The 23,916-nt window shown below is 63.3% G+C and carries 19 protein-coding genes; 7 read left to right on the top strand and 12 right to left on the bottom strand.

Annotation, left to right across the window (positions count from 1 at the left end; translation table 11 throughout):
* Positions 1-53 precede the first annotated feature (53 nt).
* Complete coding sequence (locus SAJA_RS01395; protein ID WP_184999693.1) at positions 54-1,439, bottom strand: YihY/virulence factor BrkB family protein; 1,386 nt, start codon at positions 1,437-1,439, stop codon at positions 54-56.
* 167 nt (positions 1,440-1,606) lie between these two features.
* Between SAJA_RS01395 and SAJA_RS01390 the strand changes: the two genes are divergently transcribed.
* Genes SAJA_RS01390 through SAJA_RS01380 form a run of 3 tightly spaced genes read left to right on the top strand, consistent with a single transcriptional unit; the run spans position 1,607 to position 5,065 of the window.
* On the top strand, positions 1,607-3,271 hold the full coding sequence (locus SAJA_RS01390) for a PHA/PHB synthase family protein (protein WP_184999692.1): 1,665 nt from the start codon (positions 1,607-1,609) through the stop codon (positions 3,269-3,271).
* Complete coding sequence (locus tag SAJA_RS01385) at positions 3,255-4,106, top strand: alpha/beta fold hydrolase (RefSeq protein ID WP_123656872.1); 852 nt, start codon at positions 3,255-3,257, stop codon at positions 4,104-4,106. Before SAJA_RS01390 ends, SAJA_RS01385 begins: the two co-directional genes overlap by 17 nt.
* Positions 4,106-5,065 carry an alpha/beta fold hydrolase gene (locus SAJA_RS01380; protein ID WP_184999691.1) on the top strand — a complete coding sequence of 320 codons (960 nt, stop codon included), beginning with the start codon at positions 4,106-4,108 and terminating at the stop codon, positions 5,063-5,065. Before SAJA_RS01385 ends, SAJA_RS01380 begins: the two co-directional genes overlap by 1 nt.
* On the opposite strand, the gene SAJA_RS01375 is transcribed toward SAJA_RS01380, so the two are convergent.
* A complete protein-coding gene (locus SAJA_RS01375; protein WP_123656870.1) occupies positions 5,062-5,871 on the bottom strand; it encodes a lysophospholipid acyltransferase family protein in 810 nt (269 codons plus the stop codon). The two genes, SAJA_RS01380 and SAJA_RS01375, sit on opposite strands and share 4 nt — an antisense overlap.
* A 341-nt stretch (positions 5,872-6,212) precedes the next feature.
* Entirely contained in the window at positions 6,213-6,869 is a 657-nt protein-coding gene (gene rnt, locus SAJA_RS01370; protein ID WP_123656869.1) for a ribonuclease T, read from the bottom strand.
* 88 nt (positions 6,870-6,957) lie between these two features.
* Here rnt and SAJA_RS01365 point away from each other — a divergent pair, with 88 nt between their 5' ends.
* The gene (locus SAJA_RS01365; protein ID WP_123656868.1) at positions 6,958-8,169 is read left to right on the top strand and encodes an argininosuccinate synthase; all 1,212 of its coding nucleotides are present in this window, start codon (positions 6,958-6,960) and stop codon (positions 8,167-8,169) included.
* Between the two features lie 127 nt (positions 8,170-8,296).
* Positions 8,297-9,109, top strand: a complete 813-nt coding sequence (gene bamJ, locus SAJA_RS01360) for a BamJ family beta-barrel-assembly machinery protein (protein WP_123656867.1) — start codon at positions 8,297-8,299, stop codon at positions 9,107-9,109.
* A gap of 81 nt (positions 9,110-9,190) precedes the next feature.
* Here the strand turns inward: bamJ and SAJA_RS01355 are convergent, their stop codons facing one another.
* The 7 genes from SAJA_RS01355 to metG form a co-directional block, all read right to left on the bottom strand.
* Positions 9,191-10,840: a phosphoenolpyruvate carboxykinase (ATP) gene (locus tag SAJA_RS01355; protein ID WP_123656866.1), complete on the bottom strand. Its 1,650-nt coding sequence runs from the start codon at positions 10,838-10,840 to the stop codon at positions 9,191-9,193.
* Positions 10,841-10,998: 158 nt separating this feature from the next.
* On the bottom strand, positions 10,999-12,141 hold the full coding sequence (locus tag SAJA_RS01350) for a hypothetical protein (RefSeq protein WP_123656865.1): 1,143 nt from the start codon (positions 12,139-12,141) through the stop codon (positions 10,999-11,001).
* The gene (locus tag SAJA_RS01345) at positions 12,138-13,244 is read right to left on the bottom strand and encodes a hypothetical protein (protein WP_123656864.1); all 1,107 of its coding nucleotides are present in this window, start codon (positions 13,242-13,244) and stop codon (positions 12,138-12,140) included. The genes SAJA_RS01350 and SAJA_RS01345 overlap by 4 nt, the downstream gene beginning before the upstream one ends.
* Before the next feature lie 76 nt (positions 13,245-13,320).
* On the bottom strand, positions 13,321-13,983 hold the full coding sequence (locus SAJA_RS01340) for a fumarylacetoacetate hydrolase family protein (RefSeq protein ID WP_123656863.1): 663 nt from the start codon (positions 13,981-13,983) through the stop codon (positions 13,321-13,323).
* Entirely contained in the window at positions 13,980-14,630 is a 651-nt protein-coding gene (gene nth / locus SAJA_RS01335; RefSeq protein WP_123656862.1) for an endonuclease III, read from the bottom strand. Before nth ends, SAJA_RS01340 begins: the two co-directional genes overlap by 4 nt.
* 490 nt (positions 14,631-15,120) lie before the next feature.
* Complete coding sequence (locus SAJA_RS01330; protein ID WP_281272390.1) at positions 15,121-15,807, bottom strand: RnfABCDGE type electron transport complex subunit B; 687 nt, start codon at positions 15,805-15,807, stop codon at positions 15,121-15,123.
* 134 nt (positions 15,808-15,941) lie between these two features.
* Positions 15,942-18,008 carry a methionine--tRNA ligase gene (gene metG / locus SAJA_RS01325; protein ID WP_123656860.1) on the bottom strand — a complete coding sequence of 689 codons (2,067 nt, stop codon included), beginning with the start codon at positions 18,006-18,008 and terminating at the stop codon, positions 15,942-15,944.
* A 139-nt stretch (positions 18,009-18,147) separates the two neighbouring features.
* On the opposite strand from metG, the gene apbC reads away from it, so the two are divergent.
* The gene (apbC, locus tag SAJA_RS01320) at positions 18,148-19,239 is read left to right on the top strand and encodes an iron-sulfur cluster carrier protein ApbC (protein ID WP_123656859.1); all 1,092 of its coding nucleotides are present in this window, start codon (positions 18,148-18,150) and stop codon (positions 19,237-19,239) included.
* On the opposite strand, the gene SAJA_RS01315 is transcribed toward apbC, so the two are convergent.
* Both SAJA_RS01315 and SAJA_RS01310 read right to left on the bottom strand, forming a co-directional pair.
* Positions 19,220-21,871 carry a hypothetical protein gene (locus SAJA_RS01315; protein WP_123656858.1) on the bottom strand — a complete coding sequence of 884 codons (2,652 nt, stop codon included), beginning with the start codon at positions 21,869-21,871 and terminating at the stop codon, positions 19,220-19,222. The two genes, apbC and SAJA_RS01315, sit on opposite strands and share 20 nt — an antisense overlap.
* A gap of 255 nt (positions 21,872-22,126) precedes the next feature.
* Positions 22,127-23,122, bottom strand: coding sequence for a zinc-dependent alcohol dehydrogenase family protein (locus SAJA_RS01310; RefSeq protein ID WP_123656857.1), 996 nt, complete (start codon positions 23,120-23,122; stop codon positions 22,127-22,129).
* A 171-nt stretch (positions 23,123-23,293) separates the two neighbouring features.
* Between SAJA_RS01310 and dcd the strand changes: the two genes are divergently transcribed.
* Positions 23,294-23,860 (top strand): dCTP deaminase, encoded by a 567-nt coding sequence (dcd, locus tag SAJA_RS01305; RefSeq protein ID WP_123656856.1) that lies wholly within the window; start codon positions 23,294-23,296, stop codon positions 23,858-23,860.
* The last annotated feature ends 56 nt before the right edge of the window (positions 23,861-23,916 follow it).

The following is a 23,916-nucleotide window of genomic DNA, read 5'->3' as shown; positions in this document are numbered from 1 at the left end:
CATATCGATTCGAGTATATCAGCCGCCACAGGCTCTGCGACCAGCCGACGTTTCTAAGTCTTTAGTGCAGTTGACAGGCTCGTGTCGGGCACTTTTTCTTCGAATTGTCCCGTCGATTCAACAAGATCGCGCAGCGTGGTGTCGGCAACGACCCGCTGGCGTGCCGACGCGGCGCGTATCAGCAATTCGTCGACCGCCACGCCCGGCGCGTGTGTGGGCGTGGCTATTCGGGCGGTGGCGTCGCCGTCGGCCACCACGGCCACGATATCGGCCACCCGGATGCGCCCGATATCGCGTTTGGGGATCAGGGCATGGGTGGCAGAGCCCTGCTCGGTTTCGATAAGCACATCGGCGATGACCAACCGCACGACCGCGCGATGGACATGGTCAGGCGCAGCATGCAGCTGTTGTGACAGATGCGCGACATCGGTGGCCGGCTCGCCGAGCCAAAAGCGACGCGCAATCTCCACCGCGATACGAAGCACCAGACGCTCGGCTTCGCGGCTGCCCAGCCGTGGCGGGTAGTCGCCGGGCATCAAACGCTCGGGGTGCTGAATCCAGAAGGCGACCCGGCACCCCAGCAGCACGATCATCCATGACACATACAGCCAGATCAGCAGCAGTATGAGAATCGCGAAACTGGAGTAGATCGCGTTGACGTTGCCGGCGTTGCTGGCAAACACGGCAAACCCGGTGCTCGCGGTCTGCCACAGCACACCGGCGAATATGCCGCCGCCCAGTGCCGGTAAAAAATTGACGCGCGTGTTGGGAATGAACTTGAACAGGGCCGTGAAAGCGATGCTGTAGAGCACGTAGGGCAGTACGCGGCCAGCCGCATACAGCGCCATGCCAAAGCCCTGAAACTGCGACAGATACACGACCGTCGAATTCTTCGACACGCTGGCTGTGAGGCTTGCGGCCGCCAGGATGACCAACGGGCCCACGACCAGCACGCTGATATATTCGGTGATACGCCGGCCCAGCGGGCGCGGCTGGCGCACCCGCCAGATGAAATTACAGCCGGCCTCTACTTTCTGTATCAACGACAACACGGAATAAATCAGGGCCACCACGCCGATCGCCCCGAGAACGCCGACCTGAACGTTGGATACGAAATCCACGATCTTGTCGACGATGGCCGTGCTGCCGCTACCCAACGGCGCCAGGAAACGCGCCAGCGTGGGTCGCAGGGCATTGTCTGCGCCAAAGGCCTTGAGCAGGGAGAACGCCAGGGCCAGAAGCGGGACCAGCGAGACGAGGGTCGTATAGACCAGACTCATGGCGCGCAGCGTGATATCGCCGTCGCGAAAATCGCCGATGAGTGCGATGACGACACGCGCCGCGCGCAGCGGCACGCGCTTGTAAAGCGCCAGATCCTCGGGGTCGCGCGCCCAAACGATACGTTCGTAGCCTTGTTTGATCGCGCCGAAAGATGCCATGGCCGGTTTCGCTTGAATTAATGCTCGGGGCATTGTAACGATTGACGACGTACTTCCCGCGACCAGCCGTTTGTGCTGTCTCGTCGAGCCGTGAGTTTTTCATGCCGATTTCCAGGCCCCGGTCAGCCGTTAGAAGCCCCGCACTGCCATCGGCCGAGCCGGAGGTCATGGATCCCAGCCGTCGGGCCGAATGGCCCTCGCTGTCGCGCTCGATGTCCGAACTCGTGGCGGCCAGCGCGCGCCAGCCCTTGACCGTGGCACGCATCGAGCTGGCACTCATCGCGCGTCTGGCGCTTATCAGCGTCGGGCGCGCGCCGCTTGCCCCGCGGGCCGGCGACCGGCGGTTCACGGATACGTCCTGGCAAGCGCATCCCGTGTTCCGGCGCAGCCTGCAGACTTATCTGGCCTGGTCGCAGGCGCTGACCGATCTGGTCGAGGCGCTCACGGTCGATGACACCACGCGCGATCGCCTGCGCTTTGTCGTGCGTCATGCGGTGGCTGCCGGGGCACCGAGCAATCTGTTCTTCCTGCATCCTGGTTTTTATGCACGGGTTCGAGCCAGCAAGGGTGCGTCGATGCTCACGGGGCTCGTGCAGTTCATCGATGACATGGCGAGCCATCAGGGCCTGCCGCGCCAGGTCGATACGTCCGCGTTCACGATCGGCAAGAACATCGCAGCCACGCCGGGTGCGGTCATCTATCGCGACGCGCTGGTCGAGCTGATTCAGTATGCCCCGGCCACGCCGCAGCAGGACGGGGCGCCGATTCTTATCGTGCCGCCCCAGATCAACAAGTTCTATGTCTTTGATCTATCGCCCGATAACAGCTTCGTGCGCCACGCGCTGGCCGCCGGGCAGGCGGTGTTCATGCTGTCCTGGCGTAATCCCACGGCCGCCCAGAAACACTGGGGTCTGGCGGATTACGTCAAGGCCGTGGATCAGGCGATCGAGCATGTCGCCGCACTTAACGATGGGGCTGCGGTAAAGCTCGTGGGCGCCTGTGCCGGCGGGCTCACCGCGGCCGTGGCGCTGGCCTATCGCCGCGCCCGCGGGCCAGTGGGCGATACCGAGGCAGTCTCCGCACCGGCCGATGTGGCCTGTCTGTCCTTGTTTGTGACATTGCTGGGCAAGAGCGTGGCCACCGACGACGCCGGCCGGGCGCATGACGAACGCGTCGTGCGACACGCCCTGGCGCGCTCCTCGACGACCGGCGTACTCGACGGGGCCGACATGGCACGGGCCTTTGCCTGGTTGCGCCCGGAAGATTGCGTCTGGCGATTCGTGACCAACAACTATGTACTCGGCCAGCGCCCGCCGGCCAGCGATATCCTGTACTGGAACGCCGATACCACCCGGCTGCCGGCACGCCTGCATGCCGATCTGCTGCGTATCTACGGCGATGATGCCCTGGCCCGGCCCGGTGGGATCATGATCGACGGTATCGCGATCGACCTGGCAGCGGTCGACTGTGATGTGTTCGTCATGGCCGGCGAAAAGGATCACATCACCCCGTGGCGTGCCTGTCATGACAGTGCTGCACGTCTGAGTGCGCCGTGTCGGTTCGTGCTGGTCGGGGCCGGGCATGTGCAATCACTGGTCTGCCCGCCGGGCGAGGATACGGTTTATGCCAGCGATGTCTGTGGCCAGGGTGAGACGGCCGACGATTGGCAGGCCGGGGCGCCGGTCTATCACGAGTCGTGGTGGCACGAATGGCTGGCCTGGTGCCAGGCACACGGCGCTGCCCCGCGCACCGCACCCGATCACTACGGTGATACGGCCCTAGGCTGTGCCCCGCTCGATACCGCACCGGGGCGTTATGTCCGACAGCGCTGAAACGAGCCGCGGGGCGGCGGACGAGCCGGGGACCGACGTCGAGATCGACGTGGCCGGCCAGCGCCTGGGCATAACGCGGACCCCCGGCCACGGCACCACGCTCCTGTTATTGAGCGATTACGGCGCCGATCGCGCGTTGCTGGCCTCGTTCTGTCAGGCCTTGTCTTGCCCCACGGTGATATTCGACTGGCCGGGCATGCACGGCAGCCAGGGGGTCTCGTTCGCCGCGGCGCGTCAACGCATGGCCGCGCGTGCGGGCCTGGTTGCCGGGCTGCTTGATGCGTTGGGGCTGGCCCGAGTCAACGTGCTCGGCATGGGCTGGGGCGGCCTGCTGGCCCAGCAGCTGGCCCGCAGCCATGCGGGGCGCGTACACGCGCTCGTTCTGGTGGCAACATCCTGTGGCCAGACGATGCTGCCCGGGCGCTGGCGCGCGTTGAAGCGCCTGGCCCGTATCGACGGGCTGGCGGGCCTGGCGGTGGATGCCCGCGAAGCACGCGAGATTTTTGGCGGGCGCTCCGAGCGCGATTGTCGCGACGTGGCTTCGGTTCTGGCGGGTGCTCGCGCGCCGAGCCCGGCCGCGCTGGCCGGCCAGCTCTATGCCGTGGCCGGCTTTTCCAGCCTGTTGTTTGCTCACCGCATCAAAAGCCCGGCGCTGATCCTGGCCGGCGACGATGATCGAATCGTGCCGCTGGCCAACGCGCGGCTGCTACAACTGCTTATGCCACATGCTGAGCTGTCCGTGCTGCACGGGGCCGGGCACTGGCTGTTGATCGAGCGGCGCAGCGAAGCCCTGCGCCGGATCGAGGCATTTCTAGCGCTTTTCGAGGAACGATGATGGCACAAGCCACCCCGCGCGGCGCTCGTCGCGCGCTGCCGCCGGCCCAGAGCGCGCTGCGTCGGCGTACCCGCATGCAGATCGACTGGCTGGATGTCGACGGTGTCCGGCTGCGCTATGGCCTGCGTCGTGGGGCCGGGCGGCCGATGGTGCTGCTCGGCACGCTGGGTACGCATCTGGACATGCTGCTGCCGCTGGTCGATGCCCTGGACGATATCGAGGTCATCATTCCCGAAATGCCGGGCGCGGGGGCGTCGCCCGCGCTACGGCTGCCACGCGGCATGGGCTGGCACGCCCGACTGTTGAAGACGTTTCTCGCGCGCCTGGGATATGACAGCGCGGTCAACGTCGTTGGCCTGGGGTGGGGGGCCGCACTTGCCCAGTCGTTTGCCCTGGATGACAGCCATCCAGTCAATCGGTTGGTGCTGGCGGCCAGTACCGTCGGTGTGGGCATCAACGCGCTGAACACAAACAGCCTGCGGCGCTTTAACGCAATACGGCGTTTCCATGCCGACGAGGCCACGCCGGACGGCATGTCCGGGCTCTATAACGGACTCGTGCGACAGACACCGCCCAAGACCGCTGTCGCACGCGAACATCTGGCCGCGCCGGAGCTACATGGCTATATCAACCAGCTGGTCTCGCGCGTGGGCTGGATGACGATCCATCGGCTGCATAATCTGATGTGCCCCACGCTGGTCATGGCCGGCGATGACGATTCGATCGCCCCGCTGTATCAGAGCCGTCTTTTGTATTGGCTGATTCCCAAATCGCACGTGCATATCGTGCGTGGCGGCGGGCATCTGTTCTTGTTATTGCGTGCCAACGAATGCGCCGCGGTGATTCAGCGCTTCATCAACGAGCGGCGCTACGACGGCACCGATAACGCTGATTATTACGCGCTGCGTGGCCTGCCGGCCGATGGGCAGATCGCCCCGCCGGCGGGCCAAGAAGGCTAGCTGACCGAGCCCTCGCGCAACGCCTTGGCGGTGGCCACGGCCTGGCGATGCGCCACGGCCGTGCGAGCTGCCTCGGCCAGGCTGCGCCGATCATAGCCACGCGGGTTGATCGGGGCACAGATACGCAGCTGCGCGGTGATGCCGCGCAGCCGGAAAAGATCCTTGAAATGCGGGCCCAGCGGTGCCTCGTTCACCCAGGGCGCCAGCGCATGATGCATGCCCGGCGGGGTGGTGTCGTCGCAGTAGCGAAGCCCCACGGGCAGCACCGAATAGCCGCCGTCGATGGCGGCCGCAAACAGGCGGGCATGAAACCGCTGGGGGCTGGGATCACAGGTGGTCGTGCCTTCGGGAAAGAACAACACCGAGCGCCCGTTATCCAGCACCTCGCGAATCCGCGCGCTGGTCTCACCGGTCTTGCCGGCGCCTCGCGAAAGAAACAACGTGCCACCGGCGCGCGCGAACGAGCCCACGATCGGCCATTTGCCGACCTCGGCCTTGGATACGAACGCGGTGTTGAACGCCCAGCCCAGCACCAGGATATCCAGCCACGAGCAGTGATTGGCCACCACGAGCATGGGCGCGGCCGGCGCCTGGCCATCCAGTTCGACGTCGACCGCGAGTGCGGCCAGCATGCGGCCCAGCCACCAGTTGATCAGATGCTTGGCATGGCGCCCCAGCAGGGCAACGCTTGGCAACAGCACCACGCCCAGCAGCAGCACGCCGGCAAAATGGATGCCCTTGAGGATCAGGCGGGCCCGCCCGAGCAGGGGGCGGTCACTGGAAAACGAGGATTGGGTCGCGGACATAGATCGGTTGTGTCAGCCAGGGATCGAAAAAGTGGACTTTGAAGACCGTGCCGGTGCCTAGGGCCTGTTGCCGTTTCATGCGAGCGCCGCGTTGGCGTCCGCAAATCGTGCCCTGCAAGGCGCGAGTCGCCGCATCGTGGCGTGCCACGATCAAGACTCGCAACGCCGCAGGGCGCCCATCTTCAATTTTTATGGGCGGCCCAACCCTTCGGGACAAGCGCTGTTTTGCGGCAATCCAGCGTTCTAGCCCACTGGCGCAGAATGACTGCGCGGCGCGAGCTACGCCTCGTCTTGCCGCAAAACAGCGCTTGGCGCGGACTCGCATGAAACGGCAACAGGCCCTAGCTCTGTGGCTCGGGCGGCACGGCATCGTAGACCGGCTGAAAGCGATTGACGATACGACAGAACAGGCGCGCGGTCTGTTCGGTGTCATAAAGTGCAGAGTGAGCCGCCTGGTTGTCCCAGTCCATCCCGGCGGCCGTGGCGGCCCGCCGCAGCACGGTCTGGCCGTAGGCTACGCCGGCCAGCGTGGCCGTATCGAAGCACGAAAATGGATGAAACGGGCTGCGCTTGATACCGGTGCGGGCGATTGCAGCGTTCAAGAAGCCCAGATCGAAGTGGGCGTTATGCCCGACCAGCACCGCACGCTTGCAGCCCGTGGTCTTCATCGCCTCGCGCACAAGCCGAAAGATCCGGCCCAGGGCGTCGCGTTCGGGAATGGCCGGGCGCAGCGGATGATGGGGGTCGATACCGTTGACCTCGAGCGAGGCGGGCTCGATGTTCGCACCCTCGAACGGCTTCACGTGATAGGAGATGGACTCCATCAGATCGAGGCTGCCGTCGTCGGTGAAACCCACCGTGACGGCGGCGATTTCCAGCAGGGCATCGGTGGCTGAATTGAAGCCGCCGGTCTCGACATCGATGACGACCGGCAGAAAGCCACGAAAGCGCGTGGCCATGCGCGGCGATGTCTCGCTCGTCTGGGATAAGTCATTCATGCGTTGATGGTAGCACTGCCTGGCACGCGTCGAGCGCTGGTTTTGTATACTCGCAAGCTTTGCGACAACCCTTGAGCGGAGCGCACCCATGAGCGGCGACGTTGCCAAAGTGGTCCTGGCCTATTCGGGCGGACTTGATACCTCGGTCATTCTGAAATGGCTGCAAGACGAATACGACTGTGAAGTCGTGACTTTTACCGCAGATATCGGCCAGGGCGAGGAGCTGTCCGAAGTCGAGCCCAAGGCACGCGCGCTGGGGGTCAGCCAAGTCTTCATAGACGATCTGCGCGAAGAGTTCGTGGCTGATTTCGTCTACCCGATGTTCCGGGCCAACGCCATCTATGAAGGCGAATATCTGCTGGGCACCTCCATCGCCCGCCCGCTGATCTCCAAGCGCCTGGTCGAGATCGCGCGCGAGACCGGGGCCGATGCCATCGCCCACGGGGCCACCGGCAAGGGCAACGATCAGGTGCGCTTCGAGCTTTCAGCCTATGCGCTGGCGCCGGATATCAAGGTCATCGCCCCCTGGCGCGAGTGGGATCTGAACTCGCGCGAGCGGCTGCTGGCCTACGCCGAGGACAACGGCATCGATATCCGCAAGAAGGCCGACGGCGGCTCGCCGTATTCCACCGATGCCAACGCGCTGCATATCTCGTACGAGGGCGGCGTGCTGGAAGACCCGTGGACACCGGCCGAAGACGTCATGTGGGAGTGGTCGGTCAAGCCCGAAGACGCGCCCGACACGCCGCAGGAGGTCGATCTGAGCTTCGCCGCCGGCGATATCGTGGCCGTGGACGGCCAGGATATGAGCCCGTATCAGGTTCTGGCCAAGCTCAACGAACTGGGCGGGGCTCACGGCATCGGGCGGATCGATATCGTGGAAAATCGCTATGTCGGCATGAAATCGCGCGGCTGCTACGAAACACCGGGCGGCACCATCATGTTGCGCGCCCATCGCGCGATCGAATCGATCACGCTGGACCGCGAGGCCGCGCATCTGAAAGACGAGCTGATGCCGCGCTATGCCAAGCTCATTTACAACGGCTACTGGTTCTCGCCCGAACGACGCATGATGCAGGCGGCCATCGATGAGTCCCAGCACCACGTCAACGGCACGGTGCGGGTCAAACTTTACAAGGGCAGTGTCTCGATCGTGGGTCGGGCCTCCGAGCGCGACAGTCTGTTCGATTCGGCCATCGCCACCTTCGAGGACGATCGCGGCGCCTATGATCAGAAAGATGCCGAGGGCTTCATTCGCTTGAATGCGCTGCGGTTGCGTCTGGGCCACCGTCAGGGCTGATTGACGGGTCGATTCAACGGGTCATCATCGACTTCTGAAACGACATGCCGGCGCAGCCGGCATGCAGCTTTTGCCCGGGGCCTGTTTCACGTAGGCTCGGGACGTTCAACAAGGACAGGAATTGGCCATGAAGAAAACGTTTGTACTGGGTGCCTGCGTGCTGGCACTGACCGCCTGTGGCAATGAAGGTGCATCGAACAACACGAGCACTGACAACACGGCCTCGAACACGGCGAGCAACACCAGCTCGGCCGACCAGCAGTTCACCAGCGAAAGCGCCAAGCGCAGCTACGCGCTGGGCATGGACATCGGCAACTCCCTGAAAGACCTGCCGATGGACATCGACCTGGATCAGCTGACCCAGGGCGTGCGTGACGTGGTCGGCCAGGGCCCGACCAAGATCAGCGAGGATGAGCTCCAGACCGTCATGCAGGGTGTGGTCTCTGACATGCAGGCCGCTCAGCAGCAGGAGCAGGACAAAGAAGCCCAGGCCAACATGAAGGCCGGACAGGAATTCCTGGCCGAGAACAAGAAGAAAGACGGCGTCAAGACGCTTGAAGACGGCCTGCAGTACAAGATCATCGAGAAAGGCGACGGACCCCAGCCGGATGCCAACGACAGCGTGACGGTCAGCTATACCGGCAAGCTCATCGATGGCACCGTTTTCGACAGCTCCGAAGAGCGTGGCAAGCCGGTGACCTTCCCGGTCAACGCCGTGATCCCGGGCTGGACCGAAGCCCTGCAGATGATGCACGCCGGCGGTGAGTACAAGCTGTTCATCCCGCCGGATCTCGCCTACGGCGAGCGCGGCGCCGGCGCCAAGATCGGCCCGAACGAAACCCTGATCTTCGACGTCACGCTGGTCAGCGTCGACAAGAACGAGGGCACGGGCGAAGAAGACGCCAGTGCCGATAGCGCGGACAGCGACAGCGATCAGTAAACCGATCGCGCGCGTTGGATAGCAAAAAGCCGCCGGAGGATCCGGCGGCTTTTTTTATGCGCCAACGCCGTGCAGCAGCGCCTACATCACGGCACGAATACCCATCGAGGCGAAATCGTTGGCCTTGAAGTTGGCCTGGAACATATCGCGCAACGTCTGCGCCTGGGCATCATAGGCGGCCTGGTCGGCCCAGGTGTTGCGCGGATCCAGAATCTCGCTGGGCACGTCCGGGCATTCGCGCGGCATGGCCAAACCGAAGATGGGGTGGGTATCACAGGCCACATCATCCAGTGCGCCCGACAGGGCGGCCGACAACAGACTGCGCGTGTGCGCGATGGATATCCGCCGGCCCACGCCGTGCGGCCCGCCCGTCCAGCCGGTGTTGAGCAGTACACAGCGCGCGCCATGGGTCTTCATCTTGGCCGCCAGCAGTTCGGCATACACCGCGGCCGGGCGCGGCATGAACGGGGCGCCGTAGCAGGCCGAAAAGGCGGCCTGGGGTTCGGTCACACCGACTTCCGTACCGGCCAGCTTGGCGGTGAAGCCTGAAACGAAGTGATACATCACCTCGTCGCTCGACAGAATCGAGATCGGTGGCAACACACCGAAGGCATCGGCGGTTAGAAGCACGATCGTTGTCGGATGCGGGCCCTGTGCGCCGGCGGCGACGTTATCGTTGGCCGCCAGCGGGTAGGACAGGCGTGTGTTCTCGGTGATCGAGTCGTCGGTGAGATCCAGGTCCTGGGGGTCGGTCTCGGCCAGTGGCTTGTCCGGCAGGGGCGGGACGTTTTCGATGACCGAGCACGGCATGGACAGGGCCTGGGCAATCACCGGCTCGGCCTGTTTGTTCAGATCGATCAGCTTGGCGTAGCAGCCGCCTTCGAAGTTGGACACGCCGTTATCCGTCCAGGCGTGTTCGTCGTCGCCGATCAATTGCCGGGCCGGATCGGCCGACAGCGTGGTCTTGCCCGTGCCCGACAGGCCGAACAGCACGGCCGTGTCATCGGCGTCGCCGAGATTGGCCGAGCAGTGCATGGGCAGATCCCCACGCGCCGGCAGACGATAGTTCATCACGGTGAACATCGTCTTCTTGACGATACCGCAATAGTCAGCCGGGCCCAGCACCAGGGCGATACGGTTTTCCAGATCCACGATCACCGCGCGCTCGGTCAGCGTGCCGTCACGGGCGGGCTCACAGATGAAGCTGGGGGCGTTGATCAGCGTCCAGCGACGCGACGCCGGATCGGCCACGGGCACATCGCTGGCAAACATGTTCTCGGCGAACAGGGCATGGGTGGCGAACTCGCTGACCAGCCGATAGGGCACGGCGTAATCCGGGTCCCAGCCACAGAACGTGTCCTGCACGTAGAGATGGCCGCCACGAGCATTCAGATGCGCCACCACGCGGGGTAGCAGCGCATCGAATGCATCGGGAGAGAACTGCTGAAAATCACGTTTCCACCAGACCGTGTCCACGACCGAATCACGGGCCACGGCAAACGTATCGGCCACGGGGCGCCCGGTACAGCTCGGGTCGGAGTAATAGACCAGCGGGCCGTCGGCGCCGAGCCGGGTGGCAAAGGCTTTTTGTTCGTCGGCCGGGCCATCAGGGCGTACGCGCCCACGATCGTTGGCGATCGCCTCGGCGAACAAGGCAGGGCGGGCCAGGTTGTGCCGGAACTCGATACCGGCCAGTCCCAGCGAATGCTCCAGTTCCCGAGTCAATGTCATGCACAATCTCCGTCGACGGCCGGCGTCGTGTCGCAAAAAATCAGAAGACTAGAAAAGAAGGGTTTTTAGCGCAACGCCTTATGCCCCGAATCGGTCATGGGATCGGTTCCGGGACGCAATTTCTTGTTTTCAATCGTCGTGCGACGCGTGCGAAGTGGCTAATCCGGCGTTCGATTTTCGGTGATGACGATCGTGTCGTCGGCGCCGGGGGCGGTATTCGGCACCCGGGCAATCAACGTGCCGTCGGCCAGCCCGTCGATCCGGCCGGCCGCGGTCTGGGCGCGGTAGTCGTAGAGATGAAAATGCAGGCGTTTGTTGTTTTCGTTGACGAGCGCCAGGCGGGCATTGACCAGCACCGTGCCGTAGAAGCGTGCATCGCCGGACTGCAGCCAGATATAGCTGTCGGTCTCGACCGGCGGGTCGTCGAACGTCGGCTCGGGGGCGTCGCTGGCGAAAACGAGCGTCATTCCGCGCTCGGAGAGCGTGACCTTCTCGATCTTGTCGATTTCGAGGCGTGGCGCCGGGAACAGGTTTTGCGGATCCATCAGCAGCGTATTGTTCTTGAGATGCGCGCCGGGCCGATCGAGCGGCGTGAGGTCGGCGAGCGTGAGCCCGGTGGCATTCAGCACCGGCAACAGCGATAGCCCGAAGTTGCTGACTTTGTCCGGCGTATAGGCCAGACGATTGTCCTCGGTGACATGAACCGGGCCGGACAGACGCGTTGGCAGGCCGCCGATCGGCGGCAGGAAGCCGCGCAGGCGCGCGCCCACATCCACGATCAGACGCCCGTCCTCTGTCTGGTTGGTCACGCTGGACAGCGAGCGCGGGGCATAGGTCAACACGTAGCGATTGAACACCGCATCCAGCTGCGCCGGGCTCAGCGTGACCTCGCCGGCGTGGACATGGATCCGATACTGGTCGGGATCGTCAAAGTTGACCGGCTCACCGGCCGTATTGGGCACGAGTGCCCCGACCAGCGATTTCACATGGAAGCCGATACCGTCGGCGATCTCGTAGTCCACGTCCTGTAGCTTGATGCCGACCGTCGGTACGTTGGAATCGCGCGCCGCGGGCGCGTCTGTCGGCCGCGCCAGACTGCGCGGTACGTGACGGGCCTGCCATTCATTCTGCAGCGCCTGATAGCGCTGTTGCTGTTTTTCCACGAGCGCGGGCACGTGTGCGGCGTCCTGTGGATCAAGCGTGTTGGCCTGTTCGTCGGCCGCACCGGCAGGGGCGGCGGCCAACCACAGGCCGGCCAAAAGCCCGGTCGGAAAACGACGAGACAATAAACGATCATTCATGGGTGCTGCCCTTGCGCCGGCGCGCTCGCCGTCGGTGCCAGCGGAGCCATGAACGCGATCAGCTCGCCGGCACGCGTGGCCTGGAAATGCCCGCCCACGATCTGTTGGCGATAGTCGTAGAGCGAGGTGTCGAGTTTGCCCCCGCCGGCGGCCACCAACTGCATCCGGACGTGCGTGATCAAGGCCCGAAACGTCTTCAGATCGCCGCCTTCGAGCAGTACATAGCTGTCTCGGTCGATAACCGGCTCGGGCCATGCCGGGCGATGATCGCTGGTAAAGCTTAGATGCAGGCCGGCCGCGTCGAGCGTCATGTCGGCCACGTGGACATCCTGCGTGGGCGGTGGCAACGAATGATTGAGATCGAGCACGATCGCATCGCCCGACAACTCGGCGCCTTCGGTATCGATCTGCACCAGATTGGAAAGCTGAAGACGAATGACCTTGAGCAGGCCCTTGGCCGGAATCTTGGCGATATCGATTGTCGTGGGCTCGTAGACGAACAGATGATGATCGACCAGGCGCACAGGCCCGGCCATTTCAAAATCCAGCCACAGCCCGGGAATCTTCTGGGTCTGACCGGTCACGCGCAGCGTGCCGTCGTCGCTGCTCGTTATCGTCAAATCCCGCAGCTGGGTGTCGGGGTAATCAATCAGATAATCATTGAACAGCGCGGTCAGCGCCGAGTCCGGCATCACCACATCGCCGTGCAACGGTTTGAAAATGAACGATTGAGGATCGTCCAGAATGACGGGTTCGCCGCGGGTCGTCGGCTCGAGCAGGGCCGACAGCGTGGCCACATCAAAGCCGATATCGCCGGCGATATGGAAAAACGTATGGCGAATGAAAAGCCCCACGCCTTCGCGGCCTGAGTCACGCAGGGTGACCGCCCGCGTGGCCGGGTTCCAGGCCGCTTCGCCCGGGGCCAGCATCTGCTTGTCGAGCTGTTTCAGTGTGGCCAGCTGTTGCTGCTTGGCTGCGACCAGCGGCGCATTGCCGGCGTGGCCATCGCGCTCGGCCAGATGGTGCGAGACACCAATCGCGATGGCGGCGATCGCGGCCAGTGCGACACCGGCGCCGATGATTGTCTTCTTCTTGTGCTTCAAGCAACGCCTCAGGATGGCGATACCGTGATCTTGATCCTCGCCCAGGCCCGGCGAAATAACAAGATAGCTTTTCGGATTACGCTGTTTCGACCGCCCAGCTCGCGGTTTCGAACTGCGGGCCCGACAGGCGTAGTTGCTGGCCCGGCGCGATGGGCCCAACGCCTTCGGGCGTACCGGTAAAGATCAAATCACCGGGTCTGAGTGTCCAGGTTCGGCTGACGACAGCGACCAGACCGGCGATGCCGACCATCATGTTCGCCGTATGTCCGGCCTGTCGGGTCTGGCCGTCAACGGCCAGCTCGAAGCGCAGGTCATCCAGATCGATATCGTCGGTCAGCAGGGTCATCGGCCCCAGCGGCGCACTCTGCTCGAACGCCTTGGCCCGTTCCCAGGGCTCGCCGGCGGACTTGAGTTCGGTCTGGACATCGCGGGCGGTCAGATCCAGCCCCAGACCAAGGGCCGCGATATGGTCGCGCGCCGAATCGCTGTGGATATCGCGCCCGCTGCGGCCGATCTCGATGACAACCTCGGCCTCGTGATGGATCTCGCCGCGATCAGTGGGCAGCATCAACGCCTCATCGGGGGCCACGAGGCTAGACAGCGGCTTCATGAAGATCACGCATTCAGCACCGGGCAGGGCGCTGTTCAATTCAGCGATATGTTTGGCGTAGTTGCGCCCGATGCAGAAGATACGAGGCGTATCGCGATCGGCAAAGGCAGCGGCCCGGGTGTGGGTCATGGCGTGTTGTCCTCGGGCAGATTCTTGTGTCGATATTCACATAGATCGAGGATCACACAGTCGTTACACGCCGGCGACCGGGCGCGACAGGTATAGCGCCCGTGCAGAATCAGCCAGTGATGCGCATCCTGTAGATAGGCCTTGGGCACCAGACGCATCAGTCGATCCTCGACCGCGCGCACCGTCTTGCCCGTCGCGATACCGGTGCGGTTGGACACGCGAAAGATATGCGTATCCACGGCCATGGCAGCCTGGCCGAACGCGGTGTTGAGCACCACGTTGGCGGTCTTGCGGCCCACGCCGGGCAGGGCGACCAGTTCGGCGCGCGTGGCCGGCACAACGCCGTCGTGATCATCGAGCAGCGCCCGACAGGTCTTGATCACGTTGGCCGCCTTGGATCGATACAGGCCGATGGTCTTGATGTACTCGATCAGCCCGGCCTCGCCCAGATCCCAGATCGCGGCCGGAGTGTTGGCTACGGGATAGAGCCGGCGCGTGGCTTTATTGACCCCGACATCCGTGGCCTGGGCCGACAGAATCACCGCGATCAGCAGCTCGAAGACCGACTCATATTCAAGCTCGGTCTTCGGCGCCGGATTGGCCGCTTTCAGCCGTTCGAAGATCGCCGTGCGTTTGTCTTTGTTCATAGGCTATGGGTTTGGAGGCGCGTTCTTTGTATCGGTCCGCGAATGAGCGCAAATGAATACAGGCGTTTATCCGCCGATGCACGCCGATTGGCACCGATGAAAGACAGAAGAATAGAGTGAATCCGGGTTTAAGAGGTGGCCTCAGAACGCCGACAATCATCTGTCTTCAATCTGCGGCCGTCGGCGTCAATCGGCGGATTGTCTTCTCTCGCCGGACGCTCGAAGATCGCCATGTGTTTTTGTATCGGTCCGCGAATGAACGCCAATGAGCGCGAATGAATACAGGCATTTATCCGCCGATGCACGCCGATTAGCGCCGATGAAAAATAGATGAAAGACAGAAGATTAAAGTGAATTCGGGTTTAAAAGATGGCCTCAAAACGCCGACAATCATCTGTCTTCAATCTGCGGCCATCGGCGTCAATCGGCGTCAATCGGCGGATTGTCTTGTTTCCATTTGCGTTCGTTCGCGTTCATTTGCCACCGATAATCAATCCTCGCGTGCAGCGCGCCGCGCCTTGGCACGAGCGATGGCATCGGCGATCGTCGATTGTTTTTCCGGGGACGTGGCGATGGCGTCTTCGCGGGCGTCGTAGGTCTGGTCATGTCGACTGGCGCGTCGCCGGCGCGTGGTGGTCATGTTCAGGCGTGCCTGGCGGGCCTCGAACAGTTCGCGGGCGCGAGTGGCGCGTTCGGCGTCGATAGCCCGCGGCGGCGGCCACAGCGGCTGGCCGGTTTCAGCCGTGGATTCGGGCATATCGATACAGTCGACCGGGCAGGCCGGCACGCACAGCTCACAGCCCGTGCAGTCAGCGCCGATCACGGTATGCATCTGTTTGGCCGCACCGGCGATGGCATCGGTCGGGCAGACCTGGATACAGCGCGTACAGCCGATACATTCGGCCTCGCGGATGAATGCGACCTTGGCCACGCTGGCATCACCACATTCGGGATCGATCGGCTTGATGGCCCGGCCGGTCAGCGTGGCCAATGCCTCGACCGTTTCCGGCCCGCCCGGCGGGCAACGATTGATATCGGTTTCGTCGGCGGCAATCGCCTCGGCATAAGGCCGACAGCCGTCATACCCACAGCGCCGGCACTGAGTCTGTGGCAGTAGCGCGTCGATGGCGTCCACGGGCGCATCAGTCATCGAAAAGTCGCTCGCAATCCAATCCAACGGTACGTTTCAAACAACATCATCCGCAGATTACACAGATTGCGCAGATTTACTGTAAAGACAACACAGCGCACGAGGCATGTCGTTTATGTCTTTAATCTGTGTAATCGGCGTAATCTGCGGATTGTTTTTAGTTACTTGATCCGATCCCCCGGTTTCGCGCCGTCGTCGGGGGCCAGTACGTGGGGACTGTCGCCGGCGGCCAGCACCATGCCTTCGGAGATGCCAAAGCGCATCTTGCGCGGCGCCAGATTGGCCACCAGTGCGACATGCCGGCCTTCCAGGGTTTCCGGGGCATAGGCTGATTTGATGCCGGCAAAGACCTGGCGCTGGCCCAGCTCGCCGACATCCAGCGTCAGCTTCAACAGCTTGTCTGCGCCTTCGACGTGATCGGCGGCCAAGACTTTTGCGACACGCAGATCGACCTTCGCGAAATCCTCGATGCCGATGATGCCGTCATCCGGCGTGTGCGCATCGGCCTGTTCTTTTTCTGCCTGGGCTGTCTTTTTCGGCTCGGCGTGGGCCTCGGCCTGTTTGGCCGGTGCGGGGGCTGGCGCCAGATCGTCCTTGCTGGCCTCGATCATCTTGTCGATGGCCGGCTGTTCCACCCGGCGCAGCAGCGGCTTGAACTTGGCGATCTCGTGATCCAGAAGCGGCTGTTTGAGATCGGCCCAGGTCAGCGGGGCCACCTGCAGAAACGCCTCGGCACGCTCGGCCGTGGCCGGCAGCACGGGCTTGAGATAGATCGTGAGCTGACGGAACAGCTCGAGCGCGGTCGTGCAGATCGCTTGTAGCTCGGTCTCGCGGCCGTCTTCCTTGGCCAGCTGCCAGGGGGCGCGCTCGGCGACATAGGCATTGGCCTCGTCGGCCAGCGCCATGATCGCGCGGATGGCCTGGGAGTAGCGCCGGGCCTCGAAGTGCGCGGCGATGGTCTCGCCTTCGTCGGCAAAGCGCTGGGCCAATTCGGGGCGATCCAACTCGCCGGCCAGGCGGCCGTTAAACCGCTTGGTGATGAAATTGGCCGAGCGCGAGGCGATATTGACGTACTTGCCCACCAGATCGGAGTTGATCCGCGCCATGAAGTCGTCGAAGTTGAGATCCAGATCCTCGACCCGATGCGTGAGCTTGGCCGCGAAGTAATAACGCAGGAACTCCGGCTCGACGTGATCCAGCCACGTTCGGGCCTTGATGAACGTCCCGCGGGACTTGCTCATCTTCTCGCCGTTGACGGTGACAAACCCGTGCGCATGAATCGCCGTGGGCGTGCGATAGCCCGCGCCTTCCAGCATGGCCGGCCAGAACAGGGCATGGAAATAGACGATGTCCTTGCCGATGAAGTGATACAGCTCGGCGGGCGAGTCCTTGCCCCAGAAGCCGTCGAAGGACAGATCGGCCCGCTCGTCGATCAACGCCTGGAAAGCCGCCATATAGCCGATCGGCGCATCCAGCCAGACATAGAAATACTTGTCTTCGGTGCCCGGGATCTGAAAGCCGAAATAAGGCGCATCGCGTGAGATATCCCAGTCGCGCAGGCCGGCCGTGAACCACTCATCCAGCTTGCGGGTGATGGCTTCCTGGAGATGATCACTACGTGTCCAGTCGCGCAGGAAGGTTTCGAAATCCGCCAGTTTGAAGAAATAATGCTCGGACTCGCGCTCAACCGGCGTGGCCCCGGACAGTACCGAGACGGCGTTGCCCAGCTCGGTGGGCTGATAAGTCGCCCCGCAGGCCTCGCAGGCATCCCCGTACTGATCGGGCGCGCCGCACTTCGGGCACTCGCCGCGGATGAAACGATCCGGCAGAAACATCTGCTGCTCGGGATCGAAGGCCTGTTTGATGGTCCGGCTGGTGATGTGGCCGCCGTCCTTGAGTTTGTTGTAGATCGCGCTCGACAGCTCGCGATTCTCGTCCGAGTGGGTCGAGTGGTACTTGTCATAGACCACATGGAAATCGGCGAAATCACGCTGGCGCTCGGCCGAGACCCCGGCGATCAGTTCTTCTGGCGTGATGCCCGCGTCGCGGGCCTTGAGCATGATCGGCGTGCCGTGCGCATCGTCGCCGCAGACCGCGATACAGTTGTTACCGCGCTGTTTTTGAAAACGCACCCAGATATCGGTCTGGATATGCTCGAGCATGTGGCCCAGATGCGTTGCGCCGTTGGCGTAGGGCAGGGCGGATGTAACGAGAATATCGCGTGCCATGGTCGTGTCGCGGACGCCGTCGAGTCAGCCGCGCAGTATGCCACAGCCCGGCCAGGCCTCGGCCGGGAGCCACCGCGCTGGCGGTTCGAATTGCTATCATCGCGGCCATCATCATTTGCCCGACAACCGGCAAAGCCCCATGAGCGATACGCTGAGACAAGACATCGAAGCCAAACTGGCCACGATTCACGAACCGCATCTGGATACCGATCTGGCCAGCGCCCGAACCGTGCGTTCGCTGGATATCGACAACGGCCACGTCACGCTCGAGCTCGATATGGGCTTTCCCTGTGGCGATCACGGCCAGCGCCTGGCCGAACAGGTCCAGACCGCGCTTCAGAGTATCGACGGCGTGACGCAGGCCGATGTCACGGTCGGTTTTTCGGTGGCGGCCCGAGCCGTGCAGCCCAGCATCAAGCGCATCGACGGCGTGGCCAATATCATCGCCGTGGCCTCGGCCAAGGGCGGCGTAGGTAAATCCACCGTCGCGGCCAACCTGGCGCTGGCGCTCAAGGCCGACGGGGCCAACGTGGGCCTGCTTGATGCAGACATCTATGGCCCCAGCCAGCCGCGGCTGATGGGCATGGACGCCAAGGCCAAGGCCGCCGGCGAGAACACGCTGCTGCCGGTCGAGGCGCATGGCATCCAGACCATGTCGATCGGTTATCTCATCGACAAGGACAGCCCGGCGATTCTGCGCGGGCCGATGGTCACCTCGGCCCTCCAGCAGATGCTGTTTCAGAGCGCCTGGGCCGATCTGGATTATCTGGTCATCGACCTGCCACCGGGCACCGGCGATATCCAGTTGACCCTGGCCCAGAAGATCCCGGTCTCAGGGGCCGTGGTGGTCACCACACCGCAGGATCTCTCGCTCATCGATGCCCGCAAGGGCGTGGAGATGTTCAAGAAGGTCAACGTGCCGGTGCTGGGTATCGTGGAGAACATGAGCACGCATATCTGCTCACAATGCGGCCACGAAGAGCATATCTTCGGCGAGTACGGCGGCCAGACTTTGGCCGACGAGTACGACACCACGCTGCTCGGCCAGCTGCCCCTGGATATCAGCATCCGCGAGAACGCCGATGCCGGCACGCCGAGCGTGGTCGCTGCGCCCGATTCACAGGTGGCGGCGGCGTATTTCGATATCGCACGCCGTACCAGCGCCCGTTTGGCCCGCCAGAAGAAGGACTACGCCAGCAAGTTCCCGAATATCAAGGTCGAGGAGAACTAGCTACGGCCTGCAGACTGCGCTGCCGCGAGCGACCATTTTTCAGGCCGGCGGCATAGCGAATACTGCGAAGCATCGCGGCCTTTCCAGTGCCCGGACAGGACACCCAGGGACAAGAAATGTTCGACCGCACCGCGCGCCCGAACTGGGTACGGATATGAGGCATCAACACCACGGCATCGGCCTCGTCGCATTCTTTGAGCAGGGTGTCCAGGCGGCGAGCCCAGTTGCCGTCCCAGCCGATATGATGAAACGCTACCGTGACGTTCGAGGCCAGCTGTTCCAGTTCGGCACGCACGGCGGCATCGCGGCGGGCCTGTATCTCATTGCCGCCAATAAATACGATGAATCCGGGCGTATCGGTGGCCGAGCCAGCGTCCAGGACGTCATAGTCGCCTGCTGCATGACCTTGGGTTAGCGCGTGCGCCAGTCGGTCGCTCAGCTCGCCGTGGCCCCAGTCGCGCGCGAGTGCGACGAGTTCGTTCGCGGCGAACGGCTCGCTGTTGCGTATTTCATAAAACAGCGCGATCAGCAGGGTCGGCAGGCTGGCGTGGTCGGCGGTGCGCCGCGCCAGTCGCAGGCGCATCCATAGCACTGAGCGTCGTGACCATGCCGGTTCGAGATCGCTATGCTCGGCCAGCCATTGGGCGACAAGTGGGGCAGCGCTTTTTATTCGGGCGTGTTCTTCCAGCCGATCCAGCATGTCGCGAGCGGGCTGGACGGCATCACATGCCAGAAAGGCCGTCACCAGCGCACACTGGATACGGATGGCCGCAGGCACGGGCCAGTCGGTGGCGTCGGCGCGGCGTTGCCAGTAAGCCCGCACCCGGGCACTTTGCAGATAATGGGGCTGGAGCGTGGCGGGATAGGCTAGGTCGATATCGTTTTTCAAGAAACCGTGTACGAGCGTCTTGGCAGTCGGGCGATCTTTTTGATCGGCCAAGTCAAACAGCGTGTGCCAGCTGTCAACATCCAATTGTCCGACAAGTGGTTGAAGCCGGGGCCACGCCAACGGCGTGGCTGCCAGCAGATCGTTACGGCCGGCGGTATACGCTGCCATGTGCAGCATCAACCGTGCGTGGGCCGAGTACACCGTGTCAGCACTGTCCCCGGTGCCCCGGCACGCCTCGGCGAGCTTTGTAACGACATCCGGTGCGGCAGGGGCCGTGACATGTGGCCAGGGCCAGGCTGCCCACGCCAGCAGACAGGCGGCCGGACCGGCGATTCTTGTATCGGCAACGCCGGTTAGGCGTTTAAGCAATGGCGCGATAGGCGCGATATCAGCGGCTCGAGCGTTGGCTGTCTCGAGATCGTCGAGCGCGATGGCGGCTGCGCTCCAGGTCGAAAGACGGTCCACCCCGAGCGCGTTGAGCGCTGTCTCGAGTTCGAGTGCCGGAGTGTGCATGCGCCCTGGAAGACGCGCATAGCGTGTCGCCGCGGTCTGGAAGGCACCGCGGTGATTGTGTGCACGAGCCTGCGCTAGGCAAACCGCCTCGCCCAGCACGTCAATCGGCTCGCCGCCAACGCTTTGGGTGTTCTGCTCCAGCGCGTTGAGCAGGCGCTGCTCAAGGGCGTCGTCCTGCTCAAGACGGGCACGGGCCGCCCAGTCCAGTGCCCGCCAGGCCAGGGCGTCCGGTACGGCATGAAACGCGCTGGCCAGCAGTTGGGCCACGGGCTGGCGCACATCGGCGGCCCAGAGTGCGGCCAGTAGCTCTCGTGCCGCCCAGGCTGCAGGGGCTGCGCCGCGCCCGGCCAGCGTGGCAAGCGACGGCGCCAACGTGCGTGCCCGATCATGAAAACAGAACGCCGGCTGGCACCGAAGGGACTCCACCAGATAGGCCACGCACATCCAGTCAGCCGCAAGCGGGGTGCTGCTGGCAGCGTCCGGCAGTGCCAGTCTGTGGTGGGCGCAATAACGCCCGATCAGACGCGCCGCCATGCCGTGATCCGGGCACTCGGCGAGCATGTCTTGTGCCAGGGCATAGTCGCCCGGTGTGTAGCGCGCCTGTTTGCGACTGGCCGAAAGACGCTTGGCCAGGGCGGCAACACGTTTTTTTCGCTCGGATGCCGGTGTAGGCGGCTCTACACGATCGTCGTCGATCAGACGAGAGATATTGGGATATGTGTCGGCAAGATAACGAATCGCCGGGCGCGATGCATGCCCCCATGCGCTTACGAGCCCCGACTGGACGGTCAGGTAACGATAGATCGCCAGCACCGAGCGTTGTTCGGCCATGCACTGGGACACGGCCTCTTGCACGACATCGGGGTGCGGTAAGTCCTCTGTCTTTGGCACCACGTTGTATTCGTCGTGTGGTACGCCGGCCAGATCGAGAAATCGACTGACCGAAGGACCGCGTCGGTGTCGATAGTGGCTATCGGTCACACAGGGCATGAGCAACGGGAACGGCGTGAGCTGCGGCAACAGCAACTGGGCGCGTCGGCGCGGGGCCATTTTTCGCAGCTGACGCGGCGTGATCTTCAGCCCGGTGGCGATTCGCGTGAATTCTTCTTGTGCTTCTGGTGACTCCAGTGCCATAAACGTGGCCCAGCCCGCCTTGAACGCCGGCTCGAGCGTCTTCTTTGAAAACGTGGCCAGGAACGCGTTCCAGAATTCTTCGCGGCTGTCGATCATGGCAGCCCGCTCGATACCGGTGTGGAGATAAGATCACGCACCGTCACGTGCACATCACATCGTTTGATCAACCATTACTGACAATTTGAATGATCGCGCCGTCACAGAACAGTAACGAACGGTCGTCGATATGAAGAAAAAAAGACGACAAAGCAGCGATCTGCGGCCGTAAAGCTGCACGCAGCTCTTAAGGCACGTGTCGTAATGCAGCGCGGTGTTCGTCGCCGGGCGGCAACGAACACCGCGGGCTGTACGTCAGGCTGTGGCGATATCAATCACGATCTTGCCCACGGCTTTGCCGGATTCCAGGCGGCGATGGGCCTCGGCCACGTCGGCCAGTGAAAAGCGTGTCGTGTCCAGCAGCGGCTCCAGCTCGCCGGTATCGACCAGGTGCGCGGCCTTGGTCAGGATTTCGCCGTGATGCCCCGGGTCGATGCCGTTGAGCATGGCGGTGAGCATCAGCACCACGTGCAGGGACAAGCTCTTGGTGTGCATGGGCGACAGATCGGCTTCGTACTGCGACACGATCGTCACGACTTGGCCATTGACGCGTGCCGCCTCGAAGGATTTGGCGATGTCCGAGCCGCCGGTGGCATCGAAGACCACGTCGAAACCGCGCCCGCCGGTCACCCGGGTCACGTAGTCGGCCACGGCCTCATCGGTGTAATAGATGATGTCGTCAGCGCCCAGACGTTCGGCGATATCGGCTTTTTCTGTCGTCGATACCGTCGTGGCTACCCGTGCCCCTAGGGTTTTGGCCAGCTGAACGGCGATATGGCCCACGCCGCCCGTACCGCCGTGCACCAGCACATGATCGCCCGGGCGCACGCCGGCCCGATCGACCAGGGCTTCCCAGGCGGTGATGGTCACCAGCGGCAGGGCCGCGGTCTGGCGCCAATCCATGTTCTTGGGCTTGGCGGCCATGAAGGCCGCGTCGACCACGGCGTACTCGCCGTAAGCGCCGTCATGGCCGACGACACCGGTCGCACAGCCATAAACCTCGTCACCGACCTGAAACGCGCGTACGCCCTCGCCAACGCTATCCACGACGCCGGCCACATCACAGCCCAGCACCGCCGGCAAGGCCGGGGCGATCGGCGGACCGGCGGCGCGCAGCTTGGTATCGACCGGGTTGACGCTGCTGGCCATCTGGCGGACCCGGATCTGGCGCGGGCCCGGCGTGCGCGGCTCGATGTCGGCGGCGTGAAACACATCGGGCGCACCGAATTCTTTGATTTGCTGGACTTTCATGGAGCGAGCCTATTGGTTGGGCAATGCTCGGCACGATACGACAGGCCAGGCCGGCGTGCCCAATCGATCGCTTCAATCCAGACTGCTGCGGGCTAATGAAAGACGACGACTGGGCGCGAGTCCCGCGCATCGTTAGACTGACGCGACTTTACCGGCGCCGAGCAGCACAACATGAGTATCAAAGCCGACAAATGGATTCGTCGCATGGCCGAATCCGAGGGCATGATCGAGCCCTTTGAGCCTGGCCAGGTCAAGGAGCGCGACGGCGAGAAGATCGTGTCCTACGGCGTGTCCAGCTATGGCTATGACGTGCGCTGCTCGCCGCATTTCAAGCTGTTCACCAACATCAATACCTCGATGGTTGATCCCAAGGCCTTCGACTCGAAGGGTTTCGTCGATTTCGAGGGCGATGTCTGCATCATCCCGCCGAACTCGTTCGCGCTGGCCTCGACCATCGAGTATTTCCGGATTCCGCGCAACGTACTCACGATCTGCCTGGGCAAATCGACTTATGCCCGCTGCGGCATCATCGTCAACGTCACGCCGTTGGAGCCGGAGTGGGAAGGCCACGTCACGCTGGAGTTCTCCAACACCACGCCGCTGCCGGCCAAGATCTATGCCAATGAAGGCGTGGCCCAGATGCTGTTTCTGGAATCCGACGAGGTCTGTGAGACCTCTTATGCCGATCGCGGCGGCAAGTATCAGGGCCAGCGCGGGGTCACACTGCCGCGGACCTAGGGCCTGTTGCCGTTTCATGCGGGCCCGCGCCAAGCGCTGTTTTGCGGCAAGACGAG

Origin of the sequence: Salinisphaera japonica YTM-1 (genome assembly GCF_003788585.1) — a bacterium.
GTDB lineage: Bacteria > Pseudomonadota > Gammaproteobacteria > Nevskiales > Salinisphaeraceae > Salinisphaera > Salinisphaera japonica.
Note: the sequence above shows the minus strand (reverse complement) of the source record. Positions and strands in the feature narration are given on the sequence as shown.

Excerpts from the sequence above, each read along its gene's own strand:
- SAJA_RS01395 (WP_184999693.1), bottom strand. The coding sequence starts at position 1,439 with ATGGCATCTTTCGGCGCGATCAAACAAGGCTACGAACGTATCGTTTGG.
- SAJA_RS01390 (WP_184999692.1), top strand. The coding sequence starts at position 1,607 with ATGGATCCCAGCCGTCGGGCCGAATGGCCCTCGCTGTCGCGCTCGATG.
- SAJA_RS01385 (WP_123656872.1), top strand. The coding sequence starts at position 3,255 with ATGTCCGACAGCGCTGAAACGAGCCGCGGGGCGGCGGACGAGCCGGGG.
- SAJA_RS01380 (WP_184999691.1), top strand. The coding sequence starts at position 4,106 with ATGGCACAAGCCACCCCGCGCGGCGCTCGTCGCGCGCTGCCGCCGGCC.
- SAJA_RS01375 (WP_123656870.1), bottom strand. The coding sequence starts at position 5,871 with ATGTCCGCGACCCAATCCTCGTTTTCCAGTGACCGCCCCCTGCTCGGG.
- rnt (WP_123656869.1), bottom strand. The coding sequence starts at position 6,869 with ATGAATGACTTATCCCAGACGAGCGAGACATCGCCGCGCATGGCCACG.
- SAJA_RS01365 (WP_123656868.1), top strand. The coding sequence starts at position 6,958 with ATGAGCGGCGACGTTGCCAAAGTGGTCCTGGCCTATTCGGGCGGACTT.
- bamJ (WP_123656867.1), top strand. The coding sequence starts at position 8,297 with ATGAAGAAAACGTTTGTACTGGGTGCCTGCGTGCTGGCACTGACCGCC.
- SAJA_RS01355 (WP_123656866.1), bottom strand. The coding sequence starts at position 10,840 with ATGACATTGACTCGGGAACTGGAGCATTCGCTGGGACTGGCCGGTATC.
- SAJA_RS01350 (WP_123656865.1), bottom strand. The coding sequence starts at position 12,141 with ATGAATGATCGTTTATTGTCTCGTCGTTTTCCGACCGGGCTTTTGGCC.
- SAJA_RS01340 (WP_123656863.1), bottom strand. The coding sequence starts at position 13,983 with ATGACCCACACCCGGGCCGCTGCCTTTGCCGATCGCGATACGCCTCGT.
- nth (WP_123656862.1), bottom strand. The coding sequence starts at position 14,630 with ATGAACAAAGACAAACGCACGGCGATCTTCGAACGGCTGAAAGCGGCC.
- metG (WP_123656860.1), bottom strand. The coding sequence starts at position 18,008 with ATGGCACGCGATATTCTCGTTACATCCGCCCTGCCCTACGCCAACGGC.
- apbC (WP_123656859.1), top strand. The coding sequence starts at position 18,148 with ATGAGCGATACGCTGAGACAAGACATCGAAGCCAAACTGGCCACGATT.
- SAJA_RS01315 (WP_123656858.1), bottom strand. The coding sequence starts at position 21,871 with ATGATCGACAGCCGCGAAGAATTCTGGAACGCGTTCCTGGCCACGTTT.
- SAJA_RS01310 (WP_123656857.1), bottom strand. The coding sequence starts at position 23,122 with ATGAAAGTCCAGCAAATCAAAGAATTCGGTGCGCCCGATGTGTTTCAC.
- dcd (WP_123656856.1), top strand. The coding sequence starts at position 23,294 with ATGAGTATCAAAGCCGACAAATGGATTCGTCGCATGGCCGAATCCGAG.